Source organism: Micromonospora sp. AMSO1212t (assembly GCF_008868145.1).
Classification (GTDB): Bacteria; Actinomycetota; Actinomycetes; order Mycobacteriales; family Micromonosporaceae; genus Micromonospora; species Micromonospora tulbaghiae.
Genome location: NZ_WBKS01000148.1, coordinates 1 through 13,470, shown reverse-complemented (window position 1 = coordinate 13,470; position 13,470 = coordinate 1). Strand labels below are relative to the sequence as shown.

The 13,470-nt window shown below is 74.3% G+C and carries 16 protein-coding genes and 1 pseudogene; 11 read left to right on the top strand and 6 right to left on the bottom strand.

Features of this window, described 5'->3' with window-relative positions; all coding sequences use genetic code 11:
* The 3 genes and pseudogenes from F8279_RS26190 to F8279_RS26180 all read right to left on the bottom strand — a co-directional run.
* A pseudogene (locus F8279_RS26190) lies at positions 1 to 467 on the bottom strand (hypothetical protein); the annotation flags it as partial.
* A gap of 49 nt (positions 468 to 516) precedes the next feature.
* Positions 517 to 879, bottom strand: a complete 363-nt coding sequence (locus F8279_RS26185; protein ID WP_013288977.1) for a hypothetical protein — start codon at positions 877 to 879, stop codon at positions 517 to 519.
* 14 nt (positions 880 to 893) lie between these two features.
* Positions 894 to 1,208 (bottom strand): hypothetical protein, encoded by a 315-nt coding sequence (locus tag F8279_RS26180; protein ID WP_013288976.1) that lies wholly within the window; start codon positions 1,206 to 1,208, stop codon positions 894 to 896.
* A 358-nt stretch (positions 1,209 to 1,566) separates the two neighbouring features.
* Here F8279_RS26180 and folP point away from each other — a divergent pair, with 358 nt between their 5' ends.
* The 7 genes from folP (at position 1,567) to F8279_RS26145 (ending at position 6,236) form a co-directional block, all read left to right on the top strand.
* Positions 1,567 to 2,505: a dihydropteroate synthase gene (gene folP, locus F8279_RS26175; RefSeq protein ID WP_192580775.1), complete on the top strand. Its 939-nt coding sequence runs from the start codon at positions 1,567 to 1,569 to the stop codon at positions 2,503 to 2,505.
* On the top strand, positions 2,502 to 2,861 hold the full coding sequence (folB, locus tag F8279_RS26170) for a dihydroneopterin aldolase (RefSeq protein ID WP_043327897.1): 360 nt from the start codon (positions 2,502 to 2,504) through the stop codon (positions 2,859 to 2,861). The genes folP and folB overlap by 4 nt, the downstream gene beginning before the upstream one ends.
* Complete coding sequence (gene folK, locus F8279_RS26165) at positions 2,858 to 3,385, top strand: 2-amino-4-hydroxy-6-hydroxymethyldihydropteridine diphosphokinase (protein ID WP_151501348.1); 528 nt, start codon at positions 2,858 to 2,860, stop codon at positions 3,383 to 3,385. The genes folB and folK overlap by 4 nt, the downstream gene beginning before the upstream one ends.
* Positions 3,386 to 3,470: 85 nt before the next feature.
* Positions 3,471 to 3,959 carry a DUF3180 domain-containing protein gene (locus tag F8279_RS26160; RefSeq protein WP_151501350.1) on the top strand — a complete coding sequence of 163 codons (489 nt, stop codon included), beginning with the start codon at positions 3,471 to 3,473 and terminating at the stop codon, positions 3,957 to 3,959.
* A 113-nt stretch (positions 3,960 to 4,072) separates the two neighbouring features.
* Positions 4,073 to 5,299: an ABC transporter permease gene (locus tag F8279_RS26155; protein ID WP_091425719.1), complete on the top strand. Its 1,227-nt coding sequence runs from the start codon at positions 4,073 to 4,075 to the stop codon at positions 5,297 to 5,299.
* A 59-nt stretch (positions 5,300 to 5,358) separates the two neighbouring features.
* Positions 5,359 to 5,661, top strand: coding sequence for a hypothetical protein (locus F8279_RS26150; RefSeq protein WP_091425717.1), 303 nt, complete (start codon positions 5,359 to 5,361; stop codon positions 5,659 to 5,661).
* Positions 5,662 to 5,744: 83 nt separating this feature from the next.
* On the top strand, positions 5,745 to 6,236 hold the full coding sequence (locus F8279_RS26145) for a hypothetical protein (RefSeq protein WP_151501347.1): 492 nt from the start codon (positions 5,745 to 5,747) through the stop codon (positions 6,234 to 6,236).
* Positions 6,237 to 6,238: 2 nt separating this feature from the next.
* Here the strand turns inward: F8279_RS26145 and F8279_RS26140 are convergent, their stop codons facing one another.
* Positions 6,239 to 7,231, bottom strand: coding sequence for an ABC transporter ATP-binding protein (locus F8279_RS26140; RefSeq protein ID WP_151501346.1), 993 nt, complete (start codon positions 7,229 to 7,231; stop codon positions 6,239 to 6,241).
* A 2-nt stretch (positions 7,232 to 7,233) separates the two neighbouring features.
* Here F8279_RS26140 and F8279_RS26135 point away from each other — a divergent pair, with 2 nt between their 5' ends.
* The 4 genes from F8279_RS26135 (at position 7,234) to F8279_RS26120 (ending at position 11,877) form a co-directional block, all read left to right on the top strand.
* Complete coding sequence (locus F8279_RS26135; RefSeq protein WP_091425708.1) at positions 7,234 to 7,923, top strand: ABC transporter permease; 690 nt, start codon at positions 7,234 to 7,236, stop codon at positions 7,921 to 7,923.
* A complete protein-coding gene (locus F8279_RS26130; protein ID WP_151501345.1) occupies positions 7,920 to 8,642 on the top strand; it encodes an ABC transporter permease in 723 nt (240 codons plus the stop codon). The genes F8279_RS26135 and F8279_RS26130 overlap by 4 nt, the downstream gene beginning before the upstream one ends.
* Before the next feature lie 153 nt (positions 8,643 to 8,795).
* Positions 8,796 to 9,800, top strand: coding sequence for a glycine betaine ABC transporter substrate-binding protein (locus F8279_RS26125; protein WP_091425701.1), 1,005 nt, complete (start codon positions 8,796 to 8,798; stop codon positions 9,798 to 9,800).
* 124 nt (positions 9,801 to 9,924) lie between these two features.
* Positions 9,925 to 11,877 carry a hypothetical protein gene (locus F8279_RS26120; RefSeq protein ID WP_151501344.1) on the top strand — a complete coding sequence of 651 codons (1,953 nt, stop codon included), beginning with the start codon at positions 9,925 to 9,927 and terminating at the stop codon, positions 11,875 to 11,877.
* Positions 11,878 to 11,887: 10 nt separating this feature from the next.
* Here F8279_RS26120 and F8279_RS26115 read toward each other — a convergent pair whose 3' ends face one another.
* Both F8279_RS26115 and F8279_RS26110 read right to left on the bottom strand, forming a co-directional pair.
* A complete protein-coding gene (locus F8279_RS26115; protein ID WP_175438836.1) occupies positions 11,888 to 13,057 on the bottom strand; it encodes an NADH-quinone oxidoreductase subunit D in 1,170 nt (389 codons plus the stop codon).
* Positions 13,054 to 13,470 (bottom strand): SAM-dependent methyltransferase (locus F8279_RS26110; RefSeq protein WP_192580774.1); only part of this gene is annotated, 417 nt, incomplete at its 5' end. The genes F8279_RS26115 and F8279_RS26110, both read right to left, overlap by 4 nt.

The following is a 13,470-nucleotide window of genomic DNA, read 5'->3' as shown; positions in this document are numbered from 1 at the left end:
GCGTGTGTGGGCTCGGGCCGGGGGCGCCCGACCACGCGTACCCCAGGGGTCTGCTCGCGGGCCGGTGGTTCCGGTTCGGGCCGGGGCACCGGCGCGACCGGCACGGCGGGCTGGTGCGGGATCGGCAGGGGCTCGCGGCCGACGCCACGGCGGGGCGGGGCCACCACCGGCTCGACCGGTGCGGGCGGCGTGGACGCGGCCGGTCGCCGCCGGGGCTGCGCGCCGCCGAACAGGTCGAGGAAGGGGGAGTCGATGTCGCCGTCGGGGCGTACCGGCTCGCGCGGGGTGAGCGGTCGCGGCGGCTGGAAGACGCCGACGCGGCTGTGCCCGGGGCTGGTGACGAGCGCGCTGTCCAGGACGACCTCGTCCAGATCCTCGTCCGGCGGGTAGTCGAACGATCGCGCACGGTTACCGGTGGGCCCGGCCGGGCGCCCGGCCGGGGAACCCGGCGTGGAAGAGCGACTCATGCGACCGCCTCACCCGCGTCGTTCGTCTGCACGGTTGTCGTACGCCCGGTCATGCCAGTTCCTCCCGGATCCTGATCCGGCTCGCGACGAGCCGCGGATCCCGCTGCTCGGTGGCCGGTTCCCGGGTGCGTCGCCAGTCGGTCAGCGCGGTCCGGATGACCATGCGCGCGGGCCGGTCCGGGTCGACGTACCGGAAGATGAACGAGGTCGTCACGATCGCCAGCGAGATCTCCCAGGCGGGGAACAGCTCGACCTGGAGCGTGAACAGCCAGTGGATGAACATGTAGAGGGGTACGAGCAGCATGAACAGGCCGTACTGGGCGTACGGCAGGTGGACGGGAAGGGTGTACCCGGGCGGCCCCAGGTAGACGAGGCGTGCCCGGTAGATGTCGTCGTCGGTGCGCAGCCGCATCGTCGCCCAACGCCCTACTCGAAGATCAGGTTGATCAGGTAGTCGCCGACGAAGAAGAGTGTGGCCGCTCCGGCGATGAAGGCCAGGCCGATGATGGCGATGGCCGAGCTGGTCAGCACCTTGGAGATCTCGCCCCGGCTGGCCCGGCCGATGAAGATCACTCCGAGGACCGCGAGCAGGATCGGCGCGATCTTGCTGGCGAAGAAGGTGACGACGTTGTCGGTGTCGATGCCCTTCGGGGCCGGCTCGGCGAGTGGAGTCGACGCCAGGGTGTGGAGCGCGTGGTCCACGGCACTGGACGCCGTTGCCATGAGCTCGATGGCGATCACTGGAAACCTCCCCAAGGTCGCGGCCGGCAGCGCCGCGTTGGTGCAAGTAGGCAAGCCTGGCGGGATGGTGCTCGTCAGAGGCAGCGCCGTCAACGCTGAGTCCGTCACTCACCACGCAGAGTGGTGAGTTTTGGGGGGATTCTTCCCGCTTCGGCCCTCCCTCCAGGCTTCGCCATCTCGATGCTGGGCAATTCCAAAGCGTACGGCCCGGCCACCTTTGCGACAAGCCGTGAAGAGTCGACCTCCGACGGCCCGGATGACCGATCGTACACCTGTTCCAATGCGCACGTCAGGGGTGCCGCGTCGGGCGCTCGCCCGGTGGCCGGAAGCCCTGCCGGCGAACGGTACTGTCGGGTCCGTGACCGATCTGGTACGGGCGGAGACCCCGGTGGTGATGGGCGTCCTCAACGTCACGCCCGACTCCTTCTCCGACGGCGGCAGATACGCCGATCTGGACGCGGCCGTCGCACACGGGGTGCGACTGCGCTCCGACGGCGCCGACCTGATCGACGTGGGCGGCGAGTCCACCCGGCCCGGCGCCGACCGGGTCGACGCGGAGACGGAGACCGCCCGGGTGCTGCCGGTGGTCCGCGAGCTGAGCGCCGCCGGCATCCGGGTCAGTATCGACACCAGCCGCGCCCGGGTCGCCGAGGCGGTCCTCGCCGCCGGCGCGTACGTGGTCAACGACGTCTCCGGCGGCCTCGCCGACCCGGACATGGCCCGGGTGGTCCGCGACGTTGGCTGCCCCTGGGTGCTCATGCACTGGCGGGGGCACTCCCGCGGGATGCGCGAGCTGGCCACGTACACCGACGTGGTGGCCGAGGTCCGGGACGAGCTGAGCCGGCGCGTCGACGCCGCGCTCGCCGCCGGGGTGGCCGCCGACCGGATCATCGTCGACCCGGGCCTGGGCTTCGCGAAGACCGCCGCCCACAACTGGGCGCTGAGCGCCCGCCTGCCCGAGCTGGTCGACCTGGGCTTTCCGGTGCTGTTCGGGGCCAGCCGCAAGTCCTACCTCGGCCGGCTGCTCGCCGACCCGGCCGGCGAGCCCCGGCCCACCGCCGGCCGGGAGGCCGCGACCGTCGCGACGAGCGTGCTCGCCGTCGCGGCCGGCGCCTGGGGGGTACGCGTGCACGACGTCCGCGCCACCGCCGACGCGCTCGCCGTCTGGCGTGCCACCGGCAGCCCTCGGCTCGCCACCGCGACCGGCACCCGGCCTGCGAGCGCGTCGCCGACGGAGGCGGCCACCGGCAGGCGGCAGGCGGAAGCGGCCACCGGCCTGAGCGGAGGCGACCGATGACCGACCGGATCGAGCTGACCGGCCTGCGCGCGCACGGCCGCCACGGCGTCTACGACTTCGAGCGCGCACAGGGGCAGGAGTTCGTGGTCGACGCGGTGCTCGAACTGGACCTGGGCCCGGCCGCGCGCTCGGACGAGGTGACCGACACCGTGCACTACGGCGAACTGGCCGAACGCCTGGTCGCCGTGATCACCGGCGAGCCGGTGAACCTGATCGAGACGCTCGCCGACCGGCTGCTCGCGGTCTGCCTGGCCGAGCCGCTGGTGGCCGCCGCGACGGTGACCGTGCACAAGCCGGAGGCCCCGATCCCGCACGCGTTCCGGGACGTCGCGGTCACGATGCGGCGTACCCGATGACCCGGGCCGTGCTGTCGATCGGCAGCAACCTCGGCGACCGCCTCGGCCACCTGCGCGGCGCGGTGGCCGCGCTCGGCGACAGCGTGCTGCTGGTCTCCGGCGTCTACGAGACTCCACCGTGGGGGGACGCCGACCAGCCCGCGTACCTGAACGCGGTGGTGATGGCCGCGGACCCGGCGGCGACGCCCGAGGACTGGCTGGCCCGCGCCCGGGCCGCGGAGGCGGCGGCCGGGCGCGCCCGCGACCCGCAACGGCGGTACGGGCCCCGCACGCTGGACGTGGACGTGATCGCGGTCTGGGACGACGCCGGTGAGCCGGTGCTCCGCGACGATCCCGAGCTGACAGTGCCGCACCCCCGGGCCCACCTGCGCGCCTTCGTGCTGCGCCCGTGGATCGACATCGAGCCGCACGGCCGGCTGCCCGGGCACGGCTGGCTGACCGACCTGCTCAACGCCGAGCCGCTGGCCGGGGACGCCCTGGAACTGAGCCCGCGACCCGATCTGACGCTAGAGTCGGACACATGACCCGGTGGAGCGTGGCCCGGCAGTGGCGAGCTGAGGAGGTGCGGTGAGCACCGACCGCTCCCCGCAGGGGCCCGACCGCTTCCGGATGGGTCCGACCCGGGCCTCCACGCTGGTGGTGGCCGGTCTGGCCGCCGCCGCGGTGGCCTGGCTGCTGATCAGCAGCTTCTACGGAGACCTCGGTTCTGACCTGCCCTGGCTGCCGGTGATCACGCTGGCCGGGCTGGCCGTGCTGGAGGGCTACGCGGCGGTGAACACCCGGGGCCGGATCGAGCGGCGACCCGGCCGGGAGCCGGTGAACCCGCTGCTGGTCGCCCGGTTCGTGGTGCTGGCAAAGGCGTCCGCGCTGGCCGGGGCCATCTTCGCCGGCTTCTACGCCGGCCTGACCGGCTGGCTCTTCGTGGAACAGACCAACGCGGCCACGAACGATCGCCCCGCCGCGCTCGGCGGCCTGATCGCCGCCCTGGCGCTGGTCGCGGCCGCGCTCTGGCTGGAACGCTCCTGCCGGGTGCCGGAGCAGGAGGACGACGAGGACCGCGAGCCGGGCGACCGGGAGACGCCCCGCGGGCGTCTCTGAGGGTTCCCCCCACCCCGCCCCGGAGGTACCGTCCCTGGCGACCGGAGAGCGACGGCCGCCACCGGTCCGCCCGCCCGTGGGCCGGACGCGGCCACCTGGGGAGGCGCGAGCCAATGGCGTACGACGATGCGGGCCGGACAGCGCCGCCGGAGACGTCGTCCGGGGTGCCCGCTGCCGTACTGGAGAACGTCTTCGACGACCCGGCGCACGGCGAACCCGGCCGGGACCGGATCGCGGTGCACGTGCTCTGGGAGTTCGTGCTGCTCGCCGGACTGGTGGCGATGGCCTGGCTGCTCTGGCGGGAGGACGCGGACGCGCTGCGCGGCGGCGCGCTGAAGACGCTGCTCGTCGACGTCGCAGCGCTCGGTCTGCTCACGCTCGCCGCCGGCCTGAGCCTGCGGGCCGGCGCGGTGAACCTGGCGGTCGGCCCGGTCGCGCTGGCCGCCGCGCTGCACTTCGCCGAGCAGGGCGACCGGGGCATGCGGGAGGCGCTGCTGCCGGCGCTTGCGGTGGCGGCGGCGGCCGGGCTGGCGCTAGCCCTGGCCGTGGTGGTGCTGCATGTGCCCGGGTGGGCGGCGAGCCTGGCCGGGGCGGCCGGCGTGATCGTCTACCTGGAACGGCGCACCGGCCCGGTGGCGGTGCAGGGTGACTACGACCCTCGTCGCAGCGCGCTCTACTTCTTCGTCGGCTTCGCCGCGGTGGCCGTCCTCGGTGGCCTGTTCGCCGCGATGAAACCCGTACGCCGGCTGATCGGCCGGTTCCGCCCGGTCGCCGACCCGGCCCGGCGGCGCGGCGTGGCGGCCGCCACGGTGACCGCGCTGGCGCTCGTCGGGTCCACCGTGCTGGCGATGCTGGGCGGCGTGCTGATCGCGGCGAACGGGGACGGCCAGGTCGCGCCCGGCACCGGACTGGACTGGACCGTGCTGGCGGTGGGCACGGTGATGCTCGCCGGCACCAGCGCGTACGGGCGGCGCGGCGGCATCTTCGGCACCCTGTTCGCGGTCTGCCTGGTGGTGGTGTTCCTCGCCTGGACCGTCCCGCACGGCTGGACGGTCAGCCGGTGGGCGCTCGGCGGTGCCGTGCTCGGCGTGGGCCTGCTCGTCACCCGGCTGGTCGAGACGTTCGGCCGGCCGCGCCCGGCGGCGACGGTCGGGACCGGCCCGGTCCGCCCGGCCCGGGACGGCGCGTTGAGCGGCGGTTGGACGATGACCCCGGCGCCCGAGCCGGCCGACGCCTGGCCGTCGGTGCTGCCGGTACGCCAGCACGACACCCCGGTGGAGGCGTGGGAGGCACCGCGCTGGGACAACGAGCCCCGGCGCTGGGACGCCGACGACCGCTGACCGGCGGCCGCCGTGCGTCCGGCGCGCCCGGACTGATCTCTCCGGTTAGGCTCGGCGGCATGACCGATACTCCCGCCCCCGGCGGCCGTACCTTCGACGAGCTCGACAAGCTCTCCACCGAGGAACTGCGTGAGCAGGCGTTCCACCTGGCGCGCGAGCGCCGCGACGTGGGGTTCTTCTGGTCGGTCCTGCGGCACCTGCCGAACGCGGACGAGGCCGCCGCGCTGGACGGCGCGCCGAACTCGGTCGGCCCGACCATCGACGAGGCGAACGCGCTCTGGCGTGAGCTGACCGGGCACGGCTACGAGGAGTCCGCGCCGCTGCTGCGCGCCGCCTTCATCGACTACCTGATGAAGCACTGAGGTCGATGACGGCCCGCCGGCCGACGACGGCCGACCGGTTACGCAGGTTTGCCCGGCGGGACCGGCCGGGAACTGACCGCCGCATGGCTCTGAGCAACCGCCCCCGCACCGTCTCCCGGTACGGCTCGGCCGCCGGCACCGGCACGCTCGCCGCGTTCCTGCTCGTCGCCGTCGGCGGCAGCCCGATGTACGTGGACTGGGCGCAGCGCGGCACCGACCCGACCGGGGCCGGTGGCTGGTTCCTGCGGCTGCTCGCCTGGCCGTCCTGGCGGTGGCACGCCGACGAGGGCGTGTTCGCCACCAACCTGCGGGCGATCCTGCTGATCGTGCTGGCCGCGGCGCTGCTGTACCTGCTGCCCGGCCCGCAGGCCGACCGGGTCACGTCCTCGGGCAGCCAGTTCCTCTCCGGCTGGGGCGCGTACGCGCTCGCGGGCGGGCTCAGTGCCCTGCTCGCCACGCTCCTCGGTCCGCACGGCTCGCTGTTCGCCGCGTTCCAGGCGGCCAGCACCGGCGTCACGTACGGCTTCTTCGCGGGCTGGATCGTCGGACTGGCGAGCCTCGGCGGCCGGGCCTGAGCTCAGTCCACGGCGCCCAGCGTCAGCACCCGGCTCCGGGCGAGCAGCCCCACCGCCCGCCCCTCCTCGGTGACCACGGCGTGTTCCGCGCCGGCGGTGAGCAGCGCACCGAGCGCGTCGTACGCCGAGTCGCCGAGCGCCACGGTGGGCAGGCCGGTGCCGCCGTCGGCCGGGAGCGGGTCGAGCACCGCGCGGGTCACCGGGGTGACGGCGAGCCGCCGGATGCCCCGGTCGGCGCCGACGAACTCGCGGACGAAGTCCGAGGCGGGCGCGCCGAGCAGGGCGGCGGGTGTGTCGTACTGCTCCAGCCGGCCGCCCTCGGACAGCACCGCGATCCGGTCGCCCAGCCGGACCGCCTCGTCGAGGTCGTGGGTGACCAGCACGATCGTCTTGCGTACCTCGGCCTGCAGGCGCAGGAACTCCTCCTGGAGGCGGGTCCGGACGATCGGGTCCACGGCCGAGAACGGCTCGTCCATCAGCAGCACCACCGGATCGGCGGCGAGCGCGCGGGCCACGCCGACCCGTTGCCGCTGCCCGCCGGAGAGCTCGTGCGGGTACCGCCGGCCGAACTGCGCCGGGTCGAGACCGACGAGTTCCAGCAGCTCGCCGACCCGGTCCCGGGTCCGCTGCTTCGGCCAGCCCAGCAGCCCCGGCACGGTCGCCACGTTCGCGGCGACGGTCTGGTGCGGGAAGAGACCGACGTTCTGGATGACGTAGCCGATGCGGCGGCGCAACGCCACCGGATCGACCCGGGTGACGTCGTCGTCGCCGAGCAGGATCCGCCCGTCGGTGGGCTCGATCAGCCGGTTGATCATCCGCAGCACCGTCGACTTCCCGCAGCCGGACGGGCCGATCAGCACCACCAGTTCACCGGCGGCGACCTCCAGGCTCAGCTCGCGTACCGCCTCGGTGCCGTCCGGGTAGCGCTTGCGGATGCGCTCCAGCGTGATCGACGCCGCGCCGCCTCCGGCGGTGCCTCCCGGGGTACCGTCCACGTGTGTCCCTCCACCTGAGCTACCGGGCCGACCCGGGTAATCCGTGGTTCTCCTGGCAGTACGTGCGGGACAACTCTGACACGATCCTCGCCGCGCTGCGGGAGCACACCTGGCTGACCGCCCGGGCCGTGGTGATCGCCGCGCTGGTGGCGCTGCCGCTAGCGGTGCTCGCGTACTGGTTCCGGTCGCTGTCGGCTCCCATCCTGGCGGTGACCGGGGTGCTGTACACCGTCCCGTCGCTGGCGTTGTTCGCGTTCCTCGCGCCCTACCTGGGCATCGGCGCGATCACCGTGCTCACCGTGGTCGCGCTGTACGCGTTGCTGGTCATCGTGCGCAACGCGTTGGCCGGGCTGACCCAGGTGCCGCCGGAGGTGCGCGAGGCCGCCGAGGGCATGGGGTACGGCAGGTGGGGCCGGCTGTTGCGGATCGAGCTGCCGTTGGCGCTGCCCGGCATCCTCACCGGCGTACGGCTCGCGACCGTGTCCACTGTCGCGCTCGTCACCGTCGGGGTGGTGGTCGGCCGGGGCGGCCTCGGCCAGCTCATCTTCGCGGGCTTCCAGAACAACTTCTACAAGGCGCAGATCATGACCGGCACGGTGCTGTGCGTGCTGCTGGCGCTGGTGCTCGACCTGGTGCTCGCAGGCGTGGGACGCCTGCTCACTCCCTGGCTGCGCGGGAGGTCCGCCCGGTGAACCCCGTCGAGCAGGCAGTGGTCTGGCTGAACGACCCGCTGAACTGGACCAACCCCGGCGGCGTGCTGGACCGCCTCGGCGAGCACCTCAGCATGTCCGCCTTGGCGGTGCTGCTCGGGTGCCTGGTGGCCTGGCCGATCGGGCTCTGGCTCGGGCACAGCGGCCGGGGCGGCGGGCTGGTCCTGCTGGTCTCCAACGTCACGCTGGCGATCCCGACGCTGGCCCTGCTGACCATCCTGCCGTTGACGGTCCTCGGTTTCGGCCGGCCGGCCGTGGTGGTGGCGCTCGCGGTCTTCGCGGTCCCGCCGCTGCTGGCGAACGCGTACACCGGGGTGCGGCAGGCCGATCCGGAGGCCCGGGACGCGGCCCGGGGGATGGGCCTGTCCGGCGGGCAGGTGCTGCGCCGGGTGGAGCTGCCGCTCGCGGTGCCCTATCTGGCGGCCGGCTTCCGTACCGCTGCGGTGCAGGTGGTGGCCACCGCCGCGCTCGCCTCGTTCGTCAACGGCGGCGGGCTGGGCCAGATCATCCGGGCCGGGTTCGGGCTCGACATCGCCGCCGGGGGCGGTCAGATCATCGCCGGCGGGGTGCTGGTGGCCGGGTTGGCGCTGCTCGTCGAGGGATTGCTCGCGGTGGTGGAGCGGGTGGTGACGCCGCGCCCGCTGCGCCGGGTACGCCGGCGGGCGAACCGCCGCGCGACGGCGGCGACGACCGGCGGCTGAGCCGTCGGTGACGATCGGGTGACGAAAACCGCTCCGAGTTTGTCGGTCGGGTCCGGAAGATATTGGCTGGAGTCGCGGGTGGCCGTCCGGATCGCCCGTCGGACACGCGGCCGGCCCGAGGGGGTCGCGCCGGGACACGGAAGGCGGGCACTGATGCGCGCGCGTACGACACTGGCCGCGGGGGCGCTCGGCGCACTCACCGCGGCTGTTCTCCTCACCGGCTGCGGCGACGCCGGATCGTCCGGCACCGACGCGCCCGAGCAGGGCGCCTCGGGGGCGGGCTGCGCCCCGGTGGCGGGCGACCAGCTCGTCGTCCTCACCGACGACAAGAAGCTCCAGAACACCGACAACGTCATCCCCGCGATCAACGCGAAGGCGGCCACGCCGCAGCTCGTCGCCGCGCTGGACAAGGTCTCCGCGAAGCTCGACACCCCCAAGCTGATCCAGCTCAACCGGGCGGTCGACGTCGACCGCAAGACGCCCCAGGTCGCGGCGCAGGAGTTCGCCTCCGCCAACGGCGTGACCGACGGGATCGAGAAGGGCCCGGGCGGTCAGATCACCGTGGGCGCCGGCAACTTCAGCGAGAGCCAGACCATCGCCGAGCTCTACAAGATCGCGCTCACCGCCGCCGGCTACCAGGTCAAGGTGCAGACCATCGGCAACCGGGAGCTCTACGAGCCGGCCCTGGAGAAGGGGCAGATCCAGGTCGTCCCGGAGTACGCCGCCACCATGGCGGAGTTCCTCAACACCAAGGCCAACGGCAAGGACGCCCAGCCCGTCTCCTCGCCGGAGCTGGACAAGACGGTCGCGGCGCTGAAGACCGAGGGTGACAAGGCCGGCCTGGTCTTCGGCCAGCCCTCCCAGGCGCAGGACCAGAACGCGTTCGCGGTGACCAAGGCGTTCGCCGACAAGTACGGCGTGTCCACGCTCTCCGAGCTGGCCGCCAAGTGTTCCGGCCAGGCCACCGTGCTGGCGGGGCCGCCCGAGTGCCCGCAGCGGCCGAAGTGCCAGGCCGGTCTGGTCGAGGTCTACGACTTCAAGGCCGGCTCGTTCAGCTCGCTGGACGCGGGCGGCCCGCAGACCAAGAACGCGCTGAAGACCGGTTCGGCGAGCGTCGGCCTGGTCTTCTCCTCCGACGCCGCGCTGGCCACGAGCTGACGCACCACCGCCGGCCGGCGCCACGCGTGCCGGCCGGCGGCACGGCTGCCCTGTTCGACGGGCCGCTCATCGAATGGTGCCGACCCGTTCCCCTCTGGTGGAACTCTCGGTACTCTGCTCAGCCATGCCCGCCTCGGTCGCGCCCGCCGACAAGAGCACGCCCACCCTGCTCACCGTCCTGTTCTGGGTCGGTGTGGGGCTGGCGCCCCTGGCTGCGCTCATCCTGCTGATCGCCGACGGCAACGGCTCGATCCGGTTCGGCGCCGTCCTGGCGATCCTTGCGGTCGTGCTCATCGGTCTGTCCATCGCGCTGCGACCGGAGAGCGGCTCCGGCGGCGCGGCCACCGAGGAACTCCGCGAGGAGTTGGCGCAGCTCCGGCGGGAGCTGCGGGCCGAGATCGTGGCCGCCGCCCAGCGCGGCAACCAGGCGCTCGACCAGGCACGACGGGCCGAGGAGGTGGCCGGTGCGGTCCGGCACCGGCTCGACGCAGCCGCCGCCGGACTGGCCTCCGCGCCCGTGTCCGCCTCCGCCCCCGCGTCTCCCTCCGTGGCCGGGTCGGCGCGCCCGAGCGGTGCGGCCCGGGTGCCGGTCACCGGCCCGCCCGATGTCGACCGGGCGTACCCGGCCGGCCGGGACGACGACGAACCGGCCCGGCGGGCGTACTCCGGCGGCCGCTACGGAACCGACTACGACGCGGACCCGCCTCGGACCGGCCACCACGACGCCGACCCGCCCCGGACGGGCCGCTACGACGCCGAGCCGTCCCCGGCGGGCCGCTATGAGACCGAACAGCCCCGGGCGGGCGGCTATGACGCCGAGCCGTCCCCGGCGGGCCGCTATGACGCCGAGCCGTCCCGGGCGGGCCGCTATGACGCCGAGCCGTCCCGGGCGGGCCGCTATGAGACCGAACAGCCCTGGGCCGGCCGCTACGACTCCGAACCGGCACGGGCCGGTCGGCACGACGCCGAGCCGGCGCGGGCCTCAGTGCGTCCCGACCAGCCGGCGAGCGGGGTGTACGGCGCGGCGCGGGTGTCCGAGCCGGTCGCCCGGCCGGAGACCCGCCCTGTCGGCGTGGTCCACCACACCGAGACGGTGCACGTCACCACCCGACACACGATCGTCGGCGGTGGTGAGCCGGCCGGAAGCCGGTACGGCGGGTTCCCCGGCGGCTGGTCGGACGAGGACAGGCCCCGGGGCGCGGACGCGGCCGACCACTGGCGCGCGGGACACCGCGACCCGGACGACCGGTCAGGCCGCCGCGCCGGGTCGGACGACGGTGGTCGGGGTGCCGGATCCGGCGACGACGGGCACCCGTGGGCTGACCCCGGGCGTCCTAGTGCCGAACATCCGTGGGCGGGTGTCGGCCGGGCCGCCGCCGGTGAACAGGGCTGGTCCGGGCGTACCGCTGGTGAACAGGGCTGGTCGGGGCGTACCTCCGGGGGCGGCTGGTCGGGCGACCAGGGCCGGACGGCGGCGGAGGAGCAGCGGCCCTGGTCCGGCGGCGAGGACGACCGGGCCGGCCGGGCGGCGGGCACCTGGCCGGCGGCAGCGGCGGACGCCCCGGCCGGGCGGGCGAGTGCCGACGGCGACCAGTGGTCCGAGATGCGTGCCGGTAACCGGTGGGCCGCGGTCCGCGACGACGGTGCGGGCCGGGAGATCCGGCTCGGGGAGCGGCGCGCCGCCGTGCACGCCGACGGTGGTGGCACGGAGTACCGCGTCGAGGACCGGTGGGCCTCGGTACGCGGCGGCGGACCGGACGCGAGCGGGCCGGACGGACCGGACGCCCGCTGGCCCGGGGAGAGCCACCCGGCGCTGCCGGCCGGTGGGGTGCCGGTGCCGGACGAGTGGCGGCCGCCGACGCAGCGCAGCGGCCAGCCGGAGTGGCGCCAGCCGCCTCCCGAATGGCGCCGGCCGGAACCGGAGTGGCGCCGGCCCGAGCCGGAGCAGCGTCAGCCCGAGCCGGAGCAGTGGCGTCGGCCCGAGCCGGAACGGCGGCCGGCGGAGCCGGAGTGGCGCAGCCCGGAGCACGGTGGGCACGGCCGGCCGCACCGGGACGACGCCGACCGCTGGCGCTGACCGCCCACGATCACTTGTCGATGTCGCCCACCACGAAGAACATCGAGCCGAGGATGGCGATCAGGTCCGGCACCAGACAGCCGGGCAGCAGCGACGACAGCGCCTGCACGTTCGCGTACGAGGCGGTGCGCAACTTCAGCCGCCACGGGGTCTTCTCGCCCCGGGACACCAGGTAGTAGCCGTTGATGCCGAGCGGGTTCTCGGTCCAGGCGTACGTGTGCCCCTCGGGCGCCTTCAGCACCTTGGGCAGGCGGGTGTTCACCGGCCCGCTGATCCGGTCCACCCGGTCCAGGCACTGCTCGGCGAGGTCGAGCGAGGCGTACACCTGGTCGAGCAGCACCTCGAAGCGGGCGTGACAGTCACCGGCGGTCTTCGTCACCACGGGCACGTCGAGCTGGTCGTAGGCCAGGTACGGCTCGTCGCGGCGCAGGTCGAGGTCGAGCCCGGAGGCGCGGGCGACCGGCCCGGAAGCGCCGAACGCGGCGGCGTCGGCGGCGGACAGCACACCGACCCCGACGGTACGGGCCAGGAAGATCTCGTTGCGCCGGATCAGGTTGTCGAGGTCGGGCATCCGGCGGCGTACCTCGGCGATGGCGGTGCGGGCGCGCCCGGTCCAGCCGGACGGCACCTCCTCCTTCAGGCCGCCGACCCGGTTGAACATGTAGTGGATCCGGCCGCCGGAGACCTCCTCCATCACCGCCTGGATGGTCTCCCGTTCCCGGAACGCGTAGAACATCGGCGTGATCGCGCCGATCTCCAGCGGGTACGAGCCGAGGAACATCAGGTGATTGAGCACCCGGTTCAGCTCGGCCAGCGCCATCCGCAGCCAGGTGGCGCGTTCCGGCACCTCCATGCCCATCAGCCGCTCGACGGCGAGCACCACGCCCAGCTCGTTGGAGAACGCCGACAGCCAGTCGTGGCGGTTCGCCAGCACGATGATCTGCCGGTAGTCGCGTACCTCGAAGAGCTTCTCCGCCCCCCGGTGCATGTAGCCGACGATCGGCTCGGCGGCGACCACCCGTTCCCCGTCGAGCACCAGGCGCAACCGCAGCACGCCGTGCGTCGAGGGGTGCTGCGGCCCGATGTTGAGCACCATGTCGGTGCCGAGCTGTTCACCGCCGGCGCCGGTACCGACTGTGAGCTCGCGGAGGTCGGCGGCGTCCGTGGTCATGCCCGTCATCGTGCCACGACCGCGTCGAGCGCGACGCCGACCGGCTGCCGCAGCCACAGGTGCCCGCCGAGCCCGGCCGGGTCGGTCAGCTCGGCCGCCGCCGACGCCGTGGCCAGCGCCCGCAGGTAGCCGGCCGGGTCGCGGGAGGCCAGGCTCAGCGGCGGTCGCCCGCCGTCGGCCCCGAGCGCCCGCAGCGCCTCCCGCTGAGAGACCAGGGAGTACGCACACCGCGCGACCCGCTCACCGGCGGAGGCGACCGAGTCCATGGCGACGTGCGCCGTCACGTCGCAGGACCCGTCCGGCACCGGTGGCACCTGCCGCCCACCCCGGTACCCGGTGAGCGTCCCGTCGATGGGCCGCGACTCCCGCAGATGCCCGTAGTCCACCGCGAGCGCCAGCCCTCGCGCCACCCGCCCCACAGC